We start from the raw sequence: 13,144 nt of genomic DNA, 5'->3' as shown, positions 1-13,144 counted from the left end.
TATTCCCGTCGCTATGAAAATATTTTTCCGCTCACTCCCGCGCAAGACGAAAGCGCCACCAGGGAGAAGCACGCGTCAACTATTCACGCGAATCACGCGCAGCTCCCTACCCATGTGCCAACGCCCCGTCTCCCAACAACCGCTCCAGGCGAAAAGCCAGATCCAGCGAAAAGCGCACGTCTGGATCGGTCAGTTGAATGTTGAACAGTTCGCTGATCCGGGCTATCCGGTACCGTAACGTCGAAACGTGGATATGCAGGCGGTCCGCCGTCTCCTGATAGCGGCAACCGCTTTCACCGAACGCCATGCAGGTATCGACGAAACGGGTCGAATGGGTCGTGTCGTAGCGGCGTATCTGACCCAGCGTCGAAGTGATGAATTCGGGCGCCGCGTTCTTATCGAGCGTGGCCGCGAGGAACGCAAAGGGATCGAAGGTGGCCATGGTCACCCGGCCGCTGCGCCCAAGGGCCTGCGCTAGTCGCAGCACGTGGCGCAAGGTGCGTATCGCGCCCGGATAGGCTTCGATGGCCGTGATCACCGGGCTCTCGGCGAGCGCCCGCGCGGACAACGACAAGGTATCGTTGACGATCTGCGCTATGCGCTGTTTCATCGTTGATGAAAGGCCGTCCGACGGACAGGGCACGTAGATCAGCAGCAAGTCGGCCGCCCGGCCGCATACGGCTCCCGGGCAACACGAGGCCAGTGGATGCGCGAGCCGCTCGGGCGCATCGGCGGCCACCCCGGCGTCCATGTTCAGCGCGAACAATTGTGCGGGAGCCGCCGGATCGAGACCCAGGTGGCGAGCACTGGAGGCGAACACCTGACTGTTCTGCCACTCGCCCGTCGCGAGGGTTTCGAATATCGACTTGAGTCCCGCTGCCATCCCGACGGCGTGCAGATGACTGCGCAGCAGCAAGGAACTCAGCGCGGATTTAACGTGGAGCAAGAGGTAGCGCACTTCATCGGCTGCAATGGTGCCGTCGAGATAGATCACCGCTCCCGCAAGACGCCCTTCGATCACGATGGGCTCGCTTAGCGCGACCGTACCGCTTGGAGAATGGGTTGAAGCAGTGCCACGGTTATGCCAGTCCGCGAGCAACGCGGGCGCCAGCGCCTCATCCTTTGCATGCGTGAAATAGGCGCGTTGCGCCGGAATGTCGAGCAGCGCCAGACGAAAACCGGCGTTATGCGCCATCTGCCCGACGACCTCGGACGCGCTCCGGCCGCCAAGTACGCTTTCCATTAATTCGGCGCCCAGCCCGGCGTAACGCTCCATCCTGCGAAGCCGTGCCTGCTCGGCATCGCAGGCTTTGGCGCGGAGAATTTCGCCACGCGCGATGCAGGCCAGCCGCGAAAGCAGCTCGCGCATATCATCTGAATCCTCTACCGCTTCCCGGCTGTGCACCGATAACGCTAGCGGCCGCCCCGCCCCGTCCGACCCGCACGGCATCAAGCCCACGCCACGATAAGCCTGCGCCACCGCTTCAGCCTGATAGAGCGGATAGTCGCGGCAGGCGCCCACGTCGGTGATGATGAGGTTCTCGCCGGTCCGCATAAGTTCCCTGCAGGGGCTCGTCTGCAACGGCCAGCGTGTCGGCAGCAGCGCAAAGATCGGAGCCCGCTCGCCGGTTTCCGCGAGACGCTCGATAAACCCGCCCTCTTTATCGATAGCCACCACCGCGCTCGCATACCACGGCGACAACGTACAGGCCAGCGCCGTCAGTTTATGCAGCGTCGCGTCGAGACCTTCCGTGTGGTCGAACGCGTTATACAGACGCGCCCATTGCCGGTCGACCGCGTTGACGTCCGGCTGCGCCGGTTCAGTCATCGACCGTGCCACGCCGGGCACCCGCTCATCGCACCTATTTGCGCTCATGCACCGCTCCAGAAGCTGAATTCCACACCCGCTTTATTTGGCGCCCTAGCCACCGGCTTGGCCGCCGGTTTATAAGCACAAATCGTAAGCGATCAAAAAGGACCCTGCCGGGCCGAACGCTCGCGGCCGAGGCCTGGGGCGCACCGCTTGCCGCGAAGCCCGGGAAACACGCTCGTAGCCTCCAGGCGCCCCGGGCCTGCGCTCTCCACTCTTTCGTAGGAGAAGACTAACGCCATGTTCCTGTTTTTAAAGGAGGACAGTCTTTCCGTAGGATCGGACCGGCGCAAATCCCCTCTCTTTCCGGTGAAGACGAGGGCTTATCGGCTGCTTATCGTCTGGACACTCCTAAAAAAACGGAAGACAAGATGTCCAAGCGAATGATGCACCTGGTGGCTTATCTGAAAACCGGTCCCACGGCGGTCCACGTCGGAGGCTGGCGTCATCCTGAAGCCCGTCTTGACAACCTGTTCGAACCCTCGCGCTATCAGCAGATCGCGCAGGAGCTGGAGGCGGCCTGCGTGGACGCCTGCTTCTTCGCCGATCTGTTCGGCCTGTACGATATTCACAAGGGCAGCCTCGACAGCTACGTCAAGCACGGCGGCCAGGTCAGTTATCTGGACCCGATGACTGTGTTGCCGCTGATGGCCGCCGCTACCCGTCATCTGGGCCTGGGCGCGACGCTGTCCACCACCTTCTTTAATGCCTATCATCTTGCGCGCTCCCTCAATTCACTCGATGTGCTGAGCAAGGGTCGCGTGGCCTGGAACGTGGTGACGTCGGCGACGGATCTGGAAGCACAGAATTTCGGCTTCGACAGTATTCTTCCCCGTGAACAGCGCTACGATCACGCCGACGAAGTTCTGGAAGCCTGTTGCTCGCTGTGGGATTGCTGGGAACCGGACGCGTTCGTGCATGACAAGCGCACGGGCGTTTTCGCCGATCCGGGCAAGGTGAGATACGCCGACTACAAGGGCCGCTGGGTCGCAACGCGCGGGCCGCTTTCCATTCCGCGCAGCCCTCAGAACCGGCCTGTGCTGATGCAGGCGGGTTCATCGGAACGGGGCCGCGCTTTTGCCGCACGCTGGGCCGAACTCATCTTCACGGTTCATGGCACAACCGCCGCCATGCAAGCGTATTACAACGACATGCATGAGCGAATGAGCGCCGGCGGACGCGATCCGAACGACTGCAAGATCCTTTTGCAAGGCACCATCGTGGTAGGCGAAACCGAATCCATCGCACGGGAGAAAGCCGAGTACCTCAACGCGCTGGCCAATCCCGAGCTTGTCCTGGCGGCGAGTTCGAGCAATGTGGGCGCCGACCTGTCGAAAGTCACCAGCGATACCACCGATGCCGGGCTCGCCGAGTTGCAGGGCAACCAGGGTATCCAGGGCGTCACGGATTTCCTCAGGCAACGCGCCGCCGCCGAGGGTGGCGACTTCAAGCGCGCCGCGGAAAAATCCTTGCCCGACCAGTTCGTGGGCACAGCCGAGAGCGTTGCAGACCAGATGCAGGCGCTGTTCGACGCGCGTGCGTGCGATGGTTTTGTCGTAGCTCCCATCTACTTCCCCGGCTCTCACGAATCCCTGTGCCGCGCGGTGATACCCGAGTTGCAGCGGCGAGGCGTGTTCCGTACGGCGTACAGCGGCAATACGCTGCGGCAAAACCTCAAAGACTGATATTGATGGCTGGAGAATTGACATGATCATCGCGCTGTCCGCGAATACGCATATGCCGTCGAAGACCCGGGCGCTGCTGGAGACCCTCGTCGACACCTTCGAGACTGTCAGCGGGCTGCCCGTGCAAGTGCACGACCTCGTGGTGCACGGGCGGCAAATGGGAGCGTGTTATCAAAAGGACGAACTCGACGCATCTTCTCGCGCGCTGGTGGAAAGCATCGAGCAGGCGGAAGGACTGATTGTCACCAGCCCGGTCTACAAGGGGTCGTATTCAGGCTTGTTCAAGCATGTGTTCGATCTGGTCGATCCTCTGAGCCTGCGCAATAAACCCGTGCTGCTGGGTGCCACCGGCGGCGGGTTGCGCCACGCCTTGATGGTGGAACACCAGATGCGTCCGCTGTTCGGCTTCTTCGGCGCCCATACCGTGCCGACAGCGGTCTACGCATCCGACAGCGAGTTCGTCGATGGTCGCTGTGTCGACCCCTTGCTCCTTGCCCGCTGCCGCGAAGCCGTGGGTGAATTCATCGCGCTCTATCGCGGAGCTATCGCATGAGTTCCAACAGCTCGACCTCGGGTGTGCTCGACGCGGTGGAAGAAAACCGGCGGTCGAGCGCCAGGAGCCGGAGAACGGGTGCACTGGCCGCCATGACCGGGCCGACCTATCTCTGGCTCCTGATCACCGTCTTCCTGCCGATGCTGACCATGCTGTATTTCAGCCTGCTGACGGTAGCGCCGATCGCCGGGCAAAGCGGTAGCTTCACCCTGCAGCACTATTGGGACATCTTCACCAAGCCGTTCTATCTGATCAATGCGAGACGCTCGCTAACGCTGGCATTGGAGGTGACGCTCTGCTGCCTCGCGATCGGTTATCCGGCTGCTTTCCTGCTAGCCAAGCACGTCAAGGGACGCTGGCGCGAAGCGATCCTGCTGCTGGTCATGCTGCCCTTCTGGAGCAACGCGCTGGTGCGCGCCTTCTCCTGGACCATGGTGCTCAGCGACAGCGGGCTGTTCGGGCATCTGGTGCATATGATCGCGCCCGGCTTGTCGGTGGACATTCTCTACACCTATCCGGCGATTGTGATCGGCCTGGTCCATGCGTATCTGCCCTACCTCGTATTGACCTGCTATGTCGCGCTCCAAGGCATAGACGACGCGCTGATCGAGGCGGCGCGCAGCCTGGGCGCCTCGCGTACGCAAACCCTGTTGCGCGTGATCCTGCCGCTCAGTCTGCCGGGCGTGGTGGCGGGTTGTGTGCTGACCTTCGTTCCGGTGACCGGCTCCTTCATGGAAGCACGGGTGCTGGGCGGACAGCAGGCAATCATGTTCGGCACGTTGATCGAGAGCCAGTTCACGGCCGCCTTCAACTGGCCACTGGGCGCCGCGTTGGGCTTTGTATTGCTCGCCATGATCCTGGTTGTCATGGCGCTGTTTTTCCCCCTGCTGCGCCGGCATCTGGCCGGCTGACAAAGAGGAGCTGATCCATGCAACGTCTGCTCGGCGCACTGGCCTCCAGCTATCTGGGGCTCGTGCTGGTCTTCCTCTACCTGCCCATCGTCATCATGATGGCAATGGCGTTCAACCGCTCGGAACTGTACCAGTTGCCCTTTCAGTTCGATCTGGTCTGGTTCAAGACGCTGGCCCAGGACAATGAACTGCTCCAGGCCGGCCTGAACAGCGTCCTGATCGCGATGACCAACACCTTGATCGCCACCCTGCTGGGCACGCTGACAGCGCTGGCATTCGCGCGCTACTCATTCGCCGGCAAACCGCTGCTGCACCTGCTGCTGATGCCCTCGCTGATCTTTCCGTGGCTGATCACCGGAACGGCGATGATGATCTTCTTCTACTGGGTCGGCATCAACCGCAGCCTGCATGCCATCCTGCTGGGGCATGTTGCGTTGTCGCTACCATATGTCGTACTGATCGTCGGCAGCCGGCTGAAGTCCGTCAACCTATCGCTGGAAGAAGCCGCCACCATCCTTGGCGCGAGCGCATGGCAGACCTTCTGGCGCATCACCGTGCCGCTGCTTGCGCCGGGAATCGTCGCGGCGGCGCTGTTCGCCTTCGCGGTTTCCTTCGACCAGTTTGTCATTTCGTATTTCCTTGCGCCTATCGGCGTCTCGACATTGCCGGTGGAAATCTACTCGGCAATCCGCAAGGGCTACACGCCCGAGATCAATGCCATCTCGACCCTCATCATCCTGTTTTCCATGGGACTGATGGGTGTTTTCGCACGATTCAGCAAATTCGGTGGGGAGCGCTGAGCATGAGTAGAGTCGATATCAAGCATGTCTTCAAGGACTACGGCAAGACGCGGGCCCTGGACGACATTTCGCTATCCATCGCGGAAGGAGAATTCTTCGCGCTGCTGGGCCCGAGCGGCGGCGGCAAGACGACCCTGTTGCGATCGATTGCGGGTTTCGTGGAACCCGACAGCGGCAGCGTCGAGATCGATGGCCGCCCCATGCGCGACGTGTCGATCAACCAGCGCGAGATCGGCATGATGTTCCAGAACTACGCGCTCTTTCCGCACCTGAGCGTTGCCGACAATATTGGTTTCGGCCTGTCCGTGCGGCATCGTCCCAAGGATGAAATTAAACGGCGCACCGAAGCGTTGCTGGCACTCGTACGCATGCAGGGCTTCGGAGAGCGCCGCCCGAGTGAACTGTCCGGCGGCCAGCAACAGCGCGTGGCGCTGGCCCGTGCCCTGGCTACGCAACCGCGGGTGGTGCTGCTGGATGAACCGCTAGGCGCGCTAGACAAGAAACTGCGTGACGAAATGCAGATCGAGCTGAAAAAGATCCAGCGCGAAGTCGGCATCACCACCATCTTCGTCACTCACGATCAGGACGAGGCGCTGATCATGTCGGACCGTGTCGCCATCATCAACGGCGGCAAGGTCGTACAGGTCGGCACGCCCAGGCAGGTATACGAGAGGCCGGAAACGCGCTTCGCGGCGAGCTTCCTGGGCGAGTCCAATTTCTTTCCCGGCGAGGTCTCCGCGCAGGTGAACGGTGTCACCCACGTCACGCTGGAAGACGGACAAATCATCTATTCATCCCATGGATCGAACCGGCGAACCGGGGAGAAGGTGCTGGCGGCTGTGCGTCCCGAGCGCTTGTACGCCTCCGCTATCGGATCGACGCAGAACCTGGCCAACCGCATCACCGGCCGGATTGCTCACGAGATCTATACCGGCAACAGCATCACCTACAAGATCGAGATGGGCGACCAGCAATTGAACCTCTTCTTGCAGAACAACAATGGCTGCGCCCTTTATCCGGGCCAGCAAGCCGTCATTGAATGGAACCCGGCAGATACGCTGCTGGTGAACTAAGACCCCGGCGGTGGTTGCAATACCCGCAATACCCGCCGTCTGCTACCGCGTTACAAGCTGGTTGTCCCTGGCGAACACAAGAGAGGAAATATCGATGGCTAAGCTGAAGAATCGCCTGTTGACCTGGGCGTTGGGTACCGTGCTCGCGACCGCCGGTCTGTTCAGTGGATACGCCCATGCGGCGACGCAGATCCGCGTGCTGAACTGGCACGGTTATGGCACCGACGAGAAATTCGCACTGGAGATGTTCGAGAAGCAAACCGGCATTGAAGTGGTGAACGACTACTACAGCTCGGACCAGGAGATGCGCACCAAGCTGGCCACCAACCCGGGCGCTTACGACGTGGTCGTGATCGGCAACCAGACCGTGTTGGCGGTTTATCAGACTGGCCTCTTGAAGAAGATCGATCCATCGTCAATTCCCAACATGGCCACCGTGCAGCCTTCAATGCGCAATAGCCCCGACTTGAATTTCAACGGTAACCTCTACGCCGTGCCCTGGGTGTGGGGCATCAATTCGTTTGCCTATAACACGGACAAGGTCAAGGGCAATATCGGCTCGGTCCAGGCAATGTGGGATCCCCGTTTCAAGGGCCGCCTGGCTATGCGCGACGACTCTGCCTTCGCGGTGAACCTCGCCGCGCTGGCGACGGGCCAGGACATCAACAATCCACCGGACATGGGCAAGATCAAGGCAAAGCTGCTCGATCTGAAACCCCAGGTGCGCATGTTCTGGTCGTCCGAGGATGAGTGGCTCAAAGGCATGGCGGCAGGCAATTTCGATATCGGCGCGATCTGGGCCGGTGCCGCCGCCCGGGCGACCAAACGCTACAAGCTGCCGGTGAAGTTCGTGATCCCCGACGAAGGCGCCATTGCCTGGCTCGATGCGATGGCTATTCCGAATACGTCCCAGCATCCCGCCGATGCCGCCAAGTTCATCAACTTCATGCTTAGTAAGGAATTCTATGTAAAGTGGGACACGGACATAGGCGCTGCGGTATCCGCCAACCGGGCTGCGGTGGATGCACTTCCTGCCGATGCGTTTAACCGTGTGGTGATGGGCACGCCCGACGTGCAAAAGCGCCTGCGCTTCGTGCATCCGGTACCCGACGCGCGTCGTGCTCAATATGTCGAACTTTGGGAGCAGATTAAGACCGACTTCGCCAAGTGACGGGGGTTTCGTTCGCACTCGGGGTTGGTCTGGGGCTGCCGGTGTGGGTGGTCGGGGTCAATGCCGGGTTGCTGCTTTCTGCGTCCGTGGCCGGTCTGTCTAACTCCCGCAGACCACTAAGGCCGAAAGCAGCAACCCAGCATCACCCCCGACCACCCGCCCCAAAAACCCCAGACCAACCCCGAGTGCGAACGCCCCCCGTCCACTCAACTAATTTCGCAACAGCGACTTAGTTTCATGAACTAGCGACACGGAATATCTCCGCGATTGATTTTGTCACAGAGTTCAAAGGTATCTGCAATGTATTGATGCGGACGCGTGATATCAATTGGCCCGGTAATCCGGCTGGGTCATCCGATTTCCTCAACGGTTCTTGCTCCCATGCCTCCCGCGCCATTTGACTTTTTAGTGATCTACGTCACAATAAAATAATTCGTAAAAATCAGAGACAAACAATCAACACCTCATAAACGATATCCCAAAATTCACGCAATTGTGATGTGCTCCACTCAAGTCAGCCTTAACAGCGTCCGTCAGGACACCGGCACACAATACACTCACACAACGTCGCCTCCGGCCACCACAGCTTCCAGTAGCGCTGCAAACGGAGCATGCATTGTTTATGGAACAGCAATGCAAAGACGCCTTGATCTGAGTTTTCTCTGGAAACCGCAATAATTCACTGCCTTCACATTCACGTCATATATCTCGATGATTTATCAGGGGTTCACCGATCACGCAACAAGAATTAATCCGATTTCTTTTTCGCTTCTGTAATGTTTCTTAATTCCATAAAAACCAGTTGCTATTGCGTTCATAGAAAAAAGAGATTGGCGCGTCGAATGACCGGGTTCTAGTATTCCTGCGGTTTCCACCTGAAACAGGAATACAACGTGAAAATATCCAAGAAACAAATCGCCGCAAGTACCTTCTCGTTTATCTCGGCAATATCAATTGCCCAATTCGCCTACGCTGAAGGCATGACCGCGGATAGCGGATCGCCGGTCGGCGATAACCAGAATTCCCAGACGGCGGGGCCCGAGGGCCGGTTCTTCTGCAGGACTCGCATCTCATCGAAAAGCTGCAACGCTTCGATCGGGAGCGCATACCCGAACGCGTCGTGCATGCGCGGGGCACGGGGATTTTTGGCGAGTTCGTGCCGACCAGCGACATCAGTTCGCTGACCGAGGCTGCGGTTTTCACTCCTGGGACGAAGACACCGGTGTTCGTACGATTCTCGACGGTGATGGGCTATCGTGGATCGCCGGAGCAAGCTCGCGATCCGCGTGGCTTTGCTGTCAAGTTCTACACGCAGCAGGGCAATTGGGACATGGTCGGTATCAACTGGCCGATCTTCTTCATTCGCGACGCCATCAAGTTCCCGGACTTCGTGCATGCGAACAAACCATCGGCCGTAACGGGTGTGCAGGACCCGAACCTGGCGTTCGATTTCTTCTCCCATTCGCCTGAAGCGACGAATATGCTCACGCACCTTTACACGGACGAGGGCATGCCGGATTCATACAGGCACATGGACGGCTACGGCGTGCACGCGTTCAAGTTCGTCAATGCCAAGGGCGAAGTCCACTACGTGAAGTTTCACTGGAAGAGCCGTCAAGGGGTCGAAGGCATTCGTCCTCAGGACATCCCGCATTCGATCGGCGCCGACTGGAACCTGATGACCAACGACCTGTACAACTCGGTCAAGGCGCATTCGTATCCGCAGTGGGACCTGTACATCCAGGTGCTCTCGCCCAAGGACCTGGACAAGTTCGATTTCGATGCGCTTGACGACACTAAGGTGTGGCCATCGTCCATCCCTGAACAGAAGGTCGGCACGATGACGCTCAACCGCGTTCCGGATAACTACTTCGAGTCGACGGAGGAGTCGGCATTCGCGCCCTCGCGGCTGGTGCCGGGCATCGAGCCTTCCGAGGACCGGATGTTGCAGGGACGCTTGTTCTCCTACGCCGACACGCAGATGTATCGCCTTGGCCCGAACTACAACCAGTTGCCGATCAATCGCCCGGTCGTCCCGGTCAGCAATAACAACCAGGACGGTTTCATGAATGCCGGCGATCGAAAGGGTGAGGTGAACTATGAGCCTTCCGGAGTCGCTGAGATTGCCCAGCAGGACAAGTACAAGTCCGTGCAGACGCCGCTCATGGGCACGACGCAGCAAAGAGCGATCCATAAGACGCTCGACTTCCGTCAGGCCGGTGAGTACTACCGGACGTTGTCTGAAACCGGGAAGACCGACCTCATCACGGCGCTATCGGGCGACCTTGGCCGCGTCACCAACGACGCGAACAAGTACGCCATGCTTTCGTACTTCTATAAGGCCGATGCCGACTACGGTACTCGCCTTGCGCGTGCGACCAACGCGGATGTTGCGCGGGTGAAGGATGCGGCCGCGCACCTGAGCGAAAACTGAAGCACTAAGGGAGCCTGCGTCAAGCGGGCTCCCTGTTGGTTGAATATGGTTCATTACGGAGAACATAATGCGATGCTTTTCCACCGCGCGGCATCTTGTTCGCGCCGCCACGGTCACTGCCATAGCCGCACTGTTAATGGCGGGTTGTGCGGAGCACGCTTATTTGCCGGGCGGCTATTCGGGACTGGTCGATGCCACGCGAATTTCGGATGACTGGTTTGCCGCCGCGCGTGCCGGGCGTACGGATATTGTGCAGGCGCTGATCGATGCACATTACCCGCTGGAGACGAAAACGCCCCAGGGATATACCGCGCTCATCCTGAGCGCATACGACGATCACCCCGATACCTTGAAGGTGCTTCTTGCCGCGGGAGCCAACGCTTGCGCCGCCGACGTACACGGCAACACGGCTTTGATGGGCGCGCTCTTCAAAGGCGAGACGAATATTGCGAAGATACTGCTCGACACGCATTGCAATATCGATCAAACCAACAACGCGGGGGAAACGGCATTGTCGTTTGCTGCGCTATTCGGCCGGCTCGATATGATTCCCGTGCTTGTTGCCCACGGCGCTGACGTCAATCATGTCGACGCACGTGGTGGAACCGCGTTGCAAATGGCGACCGCACAACGCAACATGGTTGCAGAGGATGCACTGCGCCAGGTCGGCGCGACGCAATAAACGCGTGGCTGTCCGAGTCAGACTTTCTTGATCTGAAAAATGCTCACCGCGTTTGCGAGCGTCTGCGACTGCTCCTGCAACGACCCCGCTGCAGCTGAAGCCTGTTCGACCAGCGCAGCGTTCTGCTGGGTGACGCTTTCTATCTCCGCGATAGCCTCGTCGACCTGCTCGATGCCGGCTCGCTGATCAGCGCTGGCGGTGCTGATCTCGCCCATGATCTGGGTGACCTGTTCCACGCTCTTCAGGATTTCGCCCATGGTGTTACCTGCCAGATCGACTAGCCGGACACCCGCCTCGACCTTCGTCACCGACTGGCCGATCAACGCTTTGATCTCCTTCGCGGCGGCGGCGCTGCGCTGTGCCAGTCCGCGCACTTCCGTGGCGACCACCGCGAAGCCTCGCCCTTGCTCGCCTGCACGCGCGGCCTCGACCGCCGCATTCAGCGCCAGGATATTCGTTTGAAACGCGATGCCGTCGATCACACCGATGATGTCCTCGATCTTGCTGGCGCTCGCGTTGATTTCGCCCATCGTCGTCACGACTTCGTTCATCACCCGGCCGCCCTTGATCGCAACATCGCTTGCTTTCGCGGCCAGATGATTGGCCTGCTGCGCGTGGTCGGCGTTGTGCTTGACCGTGTCGGTCAGCGAGTCCATTGAATGTGCGGTGCGCTGAAGACTGATTGCCTGTTGCTCGGTACGCGCGCTCAGGTCGTTGTTTCCGGAAGCGATTTCGCCCGACGCCTGGGCAACGGCTTCCGCTGAACTCCTTACGTCGGCGATCGTGGTCTGCAGCTTCTTGCGCATCTGGTTAAGCTCATGGTTCAGCCATGCAATTTCGTCCCGGCCGTGCGATTCGACCCGGGTAACCAGATCCCCGCCCGCAATGCGTCCGACTGACGCCACCACTCGTTCGACCGGTATCTTGATGCTGCGTCGAATCGCCCAGCCGAGCGCGATGCCAACGGCTGCTGCGCAAACCGAGGCAACACCGACCATCCACAACATCGTGCCCATCCGTGCGCGCAATGCGGTCGATGCCTGGGCATCCAGTGCACTTTGCATCGCCCAGATCGCCATAGCGCCCACGCCGGCCACCAGAAGCACCATCACTGCAAAGCCCGACGTAATTCGCGTCGTCAAGCGGAAGTTCGAAAGTTTGATCATCGTTCACTCACTCTGGCCTGCTCCGTCTGCGCCGGTCAGGACCGTTCGCGTAAGACACTGGAGCGCGTCGCCTCGTTGTCAGGCACAGCGCCCGATATTCTTTGCTGTTGTCAGTGTTTACGGCCGTCCCTGCGATGCCCGACAACCGGGTTTACGAGAGCCGAGTAATGTTTTTTCGCGGATTTTGCGGGCGCGAGATAAGCGATCCCTTAAGTATCGGCGACCGACCACAGTGCAAGGAGCCCGTCATGTGGCCGGTGCGCTGGGTGTTGCGTGCTGGTTGATGCTGCCGCAAACGGGGGTTGACTGGCGCTGGCATCGAACAGGATCCAGATCACCGTGGTACCCCAACAATATGTATCTGTTCCGCCAGCGCGAGGCGGGGTGGCCAGCTTTGATTGGCGACGTGAGAGATGCTCTGGCCGATATCACGCAGGGTGCCCGATAGCGCGGCCCCTATGCAACCCACCCGAACCATTGCCCATTTCCTTCGCTGCCAGGGCGACAAGACGTTTTGCCTGCACGCTGGATGCATCGATGGCGGACGCTTGCGTGGCGTTTTCGGAAACGCACTGCCAGTCGTCTACGTCACGGCAGTGCCTGGCGCGTTGCATATATTCATCCCGCATATGTTCGCGGCTGGCCAGGTCGGCGTGCATCTGTTCCAACTGGCCGGGACCTTTACCGTTCTCCGACATCCCGGCGAGACGCCGGTGGGCCACGAATAGATTCCGGCTCTGCAACGAGCGATAAAATTCGCTGACATCGGGATTCTGCGTTCGCGCGTTCTCATTCGTTA

10 protein-coding genes and 1 pseudogene are annotated in these 13,144 nt (G+C 59.8%); 8 read left to right on the top strand and 3 right to left on the bottom strand.

From position 1 onward, the window contains the following. Positions 1-106: 106 nt before the first annotated feature. Positions 107-1,876, bottom strand: a complete 1,770-nt coding sequence (locus EOS_RS10285) for a helix-turn-helix domain-containing protein (protein ID WP_082163294.1) — start codon at positions 1,874-1,876, stop codon at positions 107-109. Positions 1,877-2,241: 365 nt separating this feature from the next. Here EOS_RS10285 and EOS_RS10280 point away from each other — a divergent pair, with 365 nt between their 5' ends. The 8 genes and pseudogenes from EOS_RS10280 (at position 2,242) to EOS_RS10245 (ending at position 11,179) form a co-directional block, all read left to right on the top strand. After that, positions 2,242-3,555: an NtaA/DmoA family FMN-dependent monooxygenase gene (locus EOS_RS10280; protein WP_047846525.1), complete on the top strand. Its 1,314-nt coding sequence runs from the start codon at positions 2,242-2,244 to the stop codon at positions 3,553-3,555. Between the two features lie 22 nt (positions 3,556-3,577). Then, complete coding sequence (locus EOS_RS10275) at positions 3,578-4,108, top strand: NAD(P)H-dependent oxidoreductase (protein WP_047846524.1); 531 nt, start codon at positions 3,578-3,580, stop codon at positions 4,106-4,108. Beyond that, complete coding sequence (locus EOS_RS10270) at positions 4,105-5,019, top strand: ABC transporter permease (RefSeq protein WP_047846523.1); 915 nt, start codon at positions 4,105-4,107, stop codon at positions 5,017-5,019. Before EOS_RS10275 ends, EOS_RS10270 begins: the two co-directional genes overlap by 4 nt. 17 nt (positions 5,020-5,036) lie before the next feature. Beyond that, positions 5,037-5,819 (top strand): ABC transporter permease, encoded by a 783-nt coding sequence (locus EOS_RS10265; protein WP_047846522.1) that lies wholly within the window; start codon positions 5,037-5,039, stop codon positions 5,817-5,819. Positions 5,820-5,821: 2 nt separating this feature from the next. Beyond that, entirely contained in the window at positions 5,822-6,892 is a 1,071-nt protein-coding gene (locus EOS_RS10260) for an ABC transporter ATP-binding protein (RefSeq protein ID WP_047846521.1), read from the top strand. 94 nt (positions 6,893-6,986) lie between these two features. Continuing rightward, positions 6,987-8,063 (top strand): ABC transporter substrate-binding protein, encoded by a 1,077-nt coding sequence (locus EOS_RS10255; protein ID WP_053063831.1) that lies wholly within the window; start codon positions 6,987-6,989, stop codon positions 8,061-8,063. 980 nt (positions 8,064-9,043) lie between these two features. Next, a pseudogene (locus EOS_RS10250) lies at positions 9,044-10,497 on the top strand (catalase). A 67-nt stretch (positions 10,498-10,564) separates the two neighbouring features. Further along, complete coding sequence (locus EOS_RS10245) at positions 10,565-11,179, top strand: ankyrin repeat domain-containing protein (protein ID WP_047846520.1); 615 nt, start codon at positions 10,565-10,567, stop codon at positions 11,177-11,179. Between the two features lie 17 nt (positions 11,180-11,196). On the opposite strand, the gene EOS_RS10240 is transcribed toward EOS_RS10245, so the two are convergent. Together EOS_RS10240 and EOS_RS46175 are read right to left on the bottom strand one after the other, a co-directional pair. Continuing rightward, positions 11,197-12,345 (bottom strand): methyl-accepting chemotaxis protein, encoded by a 1,149-nt coding sequence (locus tag EOS_RS10240; RefSeq protein ID WP_047846519.1) that lies wholly within the window; start codon positions 12,343-12,345, stop codon positions 11,197-11,199. Positions 12,346-12,773: 428 nt separating this feature from the next. Beyond that, positions 12,774-13,067: a hypothetical protein gene (locus EOS_RS46175; protein ID WP_152693107.1), complete on the bottom strand. Its 294-nt coding sequence runs from the start codon at positions 13,065-13,067 to the stop codon at positions 12,774-12,776. Positions 13,068-13,144 lie beyond the last annotated feature (77 nt).

It is taken from the genome of Caballeronia mineralivorans PML1(12), from assembly GCF_001028175.1.
GTDB lineage: Bacteria > Pseudomonadota > Gammaproteobacteria > Burkholderiales > Burkholderiaceae > Caballeronia > Caballeronia mineralivorans.
Note: the sequence above shows the minus strand (reverse complement) of the source record. Positions and strands in the feature narration are given on the sequence as shown.

What these genes read in the sequence shown, in the direction of transcription:
- EOS_RS10285 (WP_082163294.1), bottom strand. Translation starts at nt 1,876, where the DNA reads ATGAGCGCAAATAGGTGCGATGAGCGGGTGCCCGGCGTGGCACGGTCG.
- EOS_RS10280 (WP_047846525.1), top strand. Translation starts at nt 2,242, where the DNA reads ATGTCCAAGCGAATGATGCACCTGGTGGCTTATCTGAAAACCGGTCCC.
- EOS_RS10275 (WP_047846524.1), top strand. Translation starts at nt 3,578, where the DNA reads ATGATCATCGCGCTGTCCGCGAATACGCATATGCCGTCGAAGACCCGG.
- EOS_RS10270 (WP_047846523.1), top strand. Translation starts at nt 4,105, where the DNA reads ATGAGTTCCAACAGCTCGACCTCGGGTGTGCTCGACGCGGTGGAAGAA.
- EOS_RS10265 (WP_047846522.1), top strand. Translation starts at nt 5,037, where the DNA reads ATGCAACGTCTGCTCGGCGCACTGGCCTCCAGCTATCTGGGGCTCGTG.
- EOS_RS10260 (WP_047846521.1), top strand. Translation starts at nt 5,822, where the DNA reads ATGAGTAGAGTCGATATCAAGCATGTCTTCAAGGACTACGGCAAGACG.
- EOS_RS10255 (WP_053063831.1), top strand. Translation starts at nt 6,987, where the DNA reads ATGGCTAAGCTGAAGAATCGCCTGTTGACCTGGGCGTTGGGTACCGTG.
- EOS_RS10245 (WP_047846520.1), top strand. Translation starts at nt 10,565, where the DNA reads ATGCGATGCTTTTCCACCGCGCGGCATCTTGTTCGCGCCGCCACGGTC.
- EOS_RS10240 (WP_047846519.1), bottom strand. Translation starts at nt 12,345, where the DNA reads ATGATCAAACTTTCGAACTTCCGCTTGACGACGCGAATTACGTCGGGC.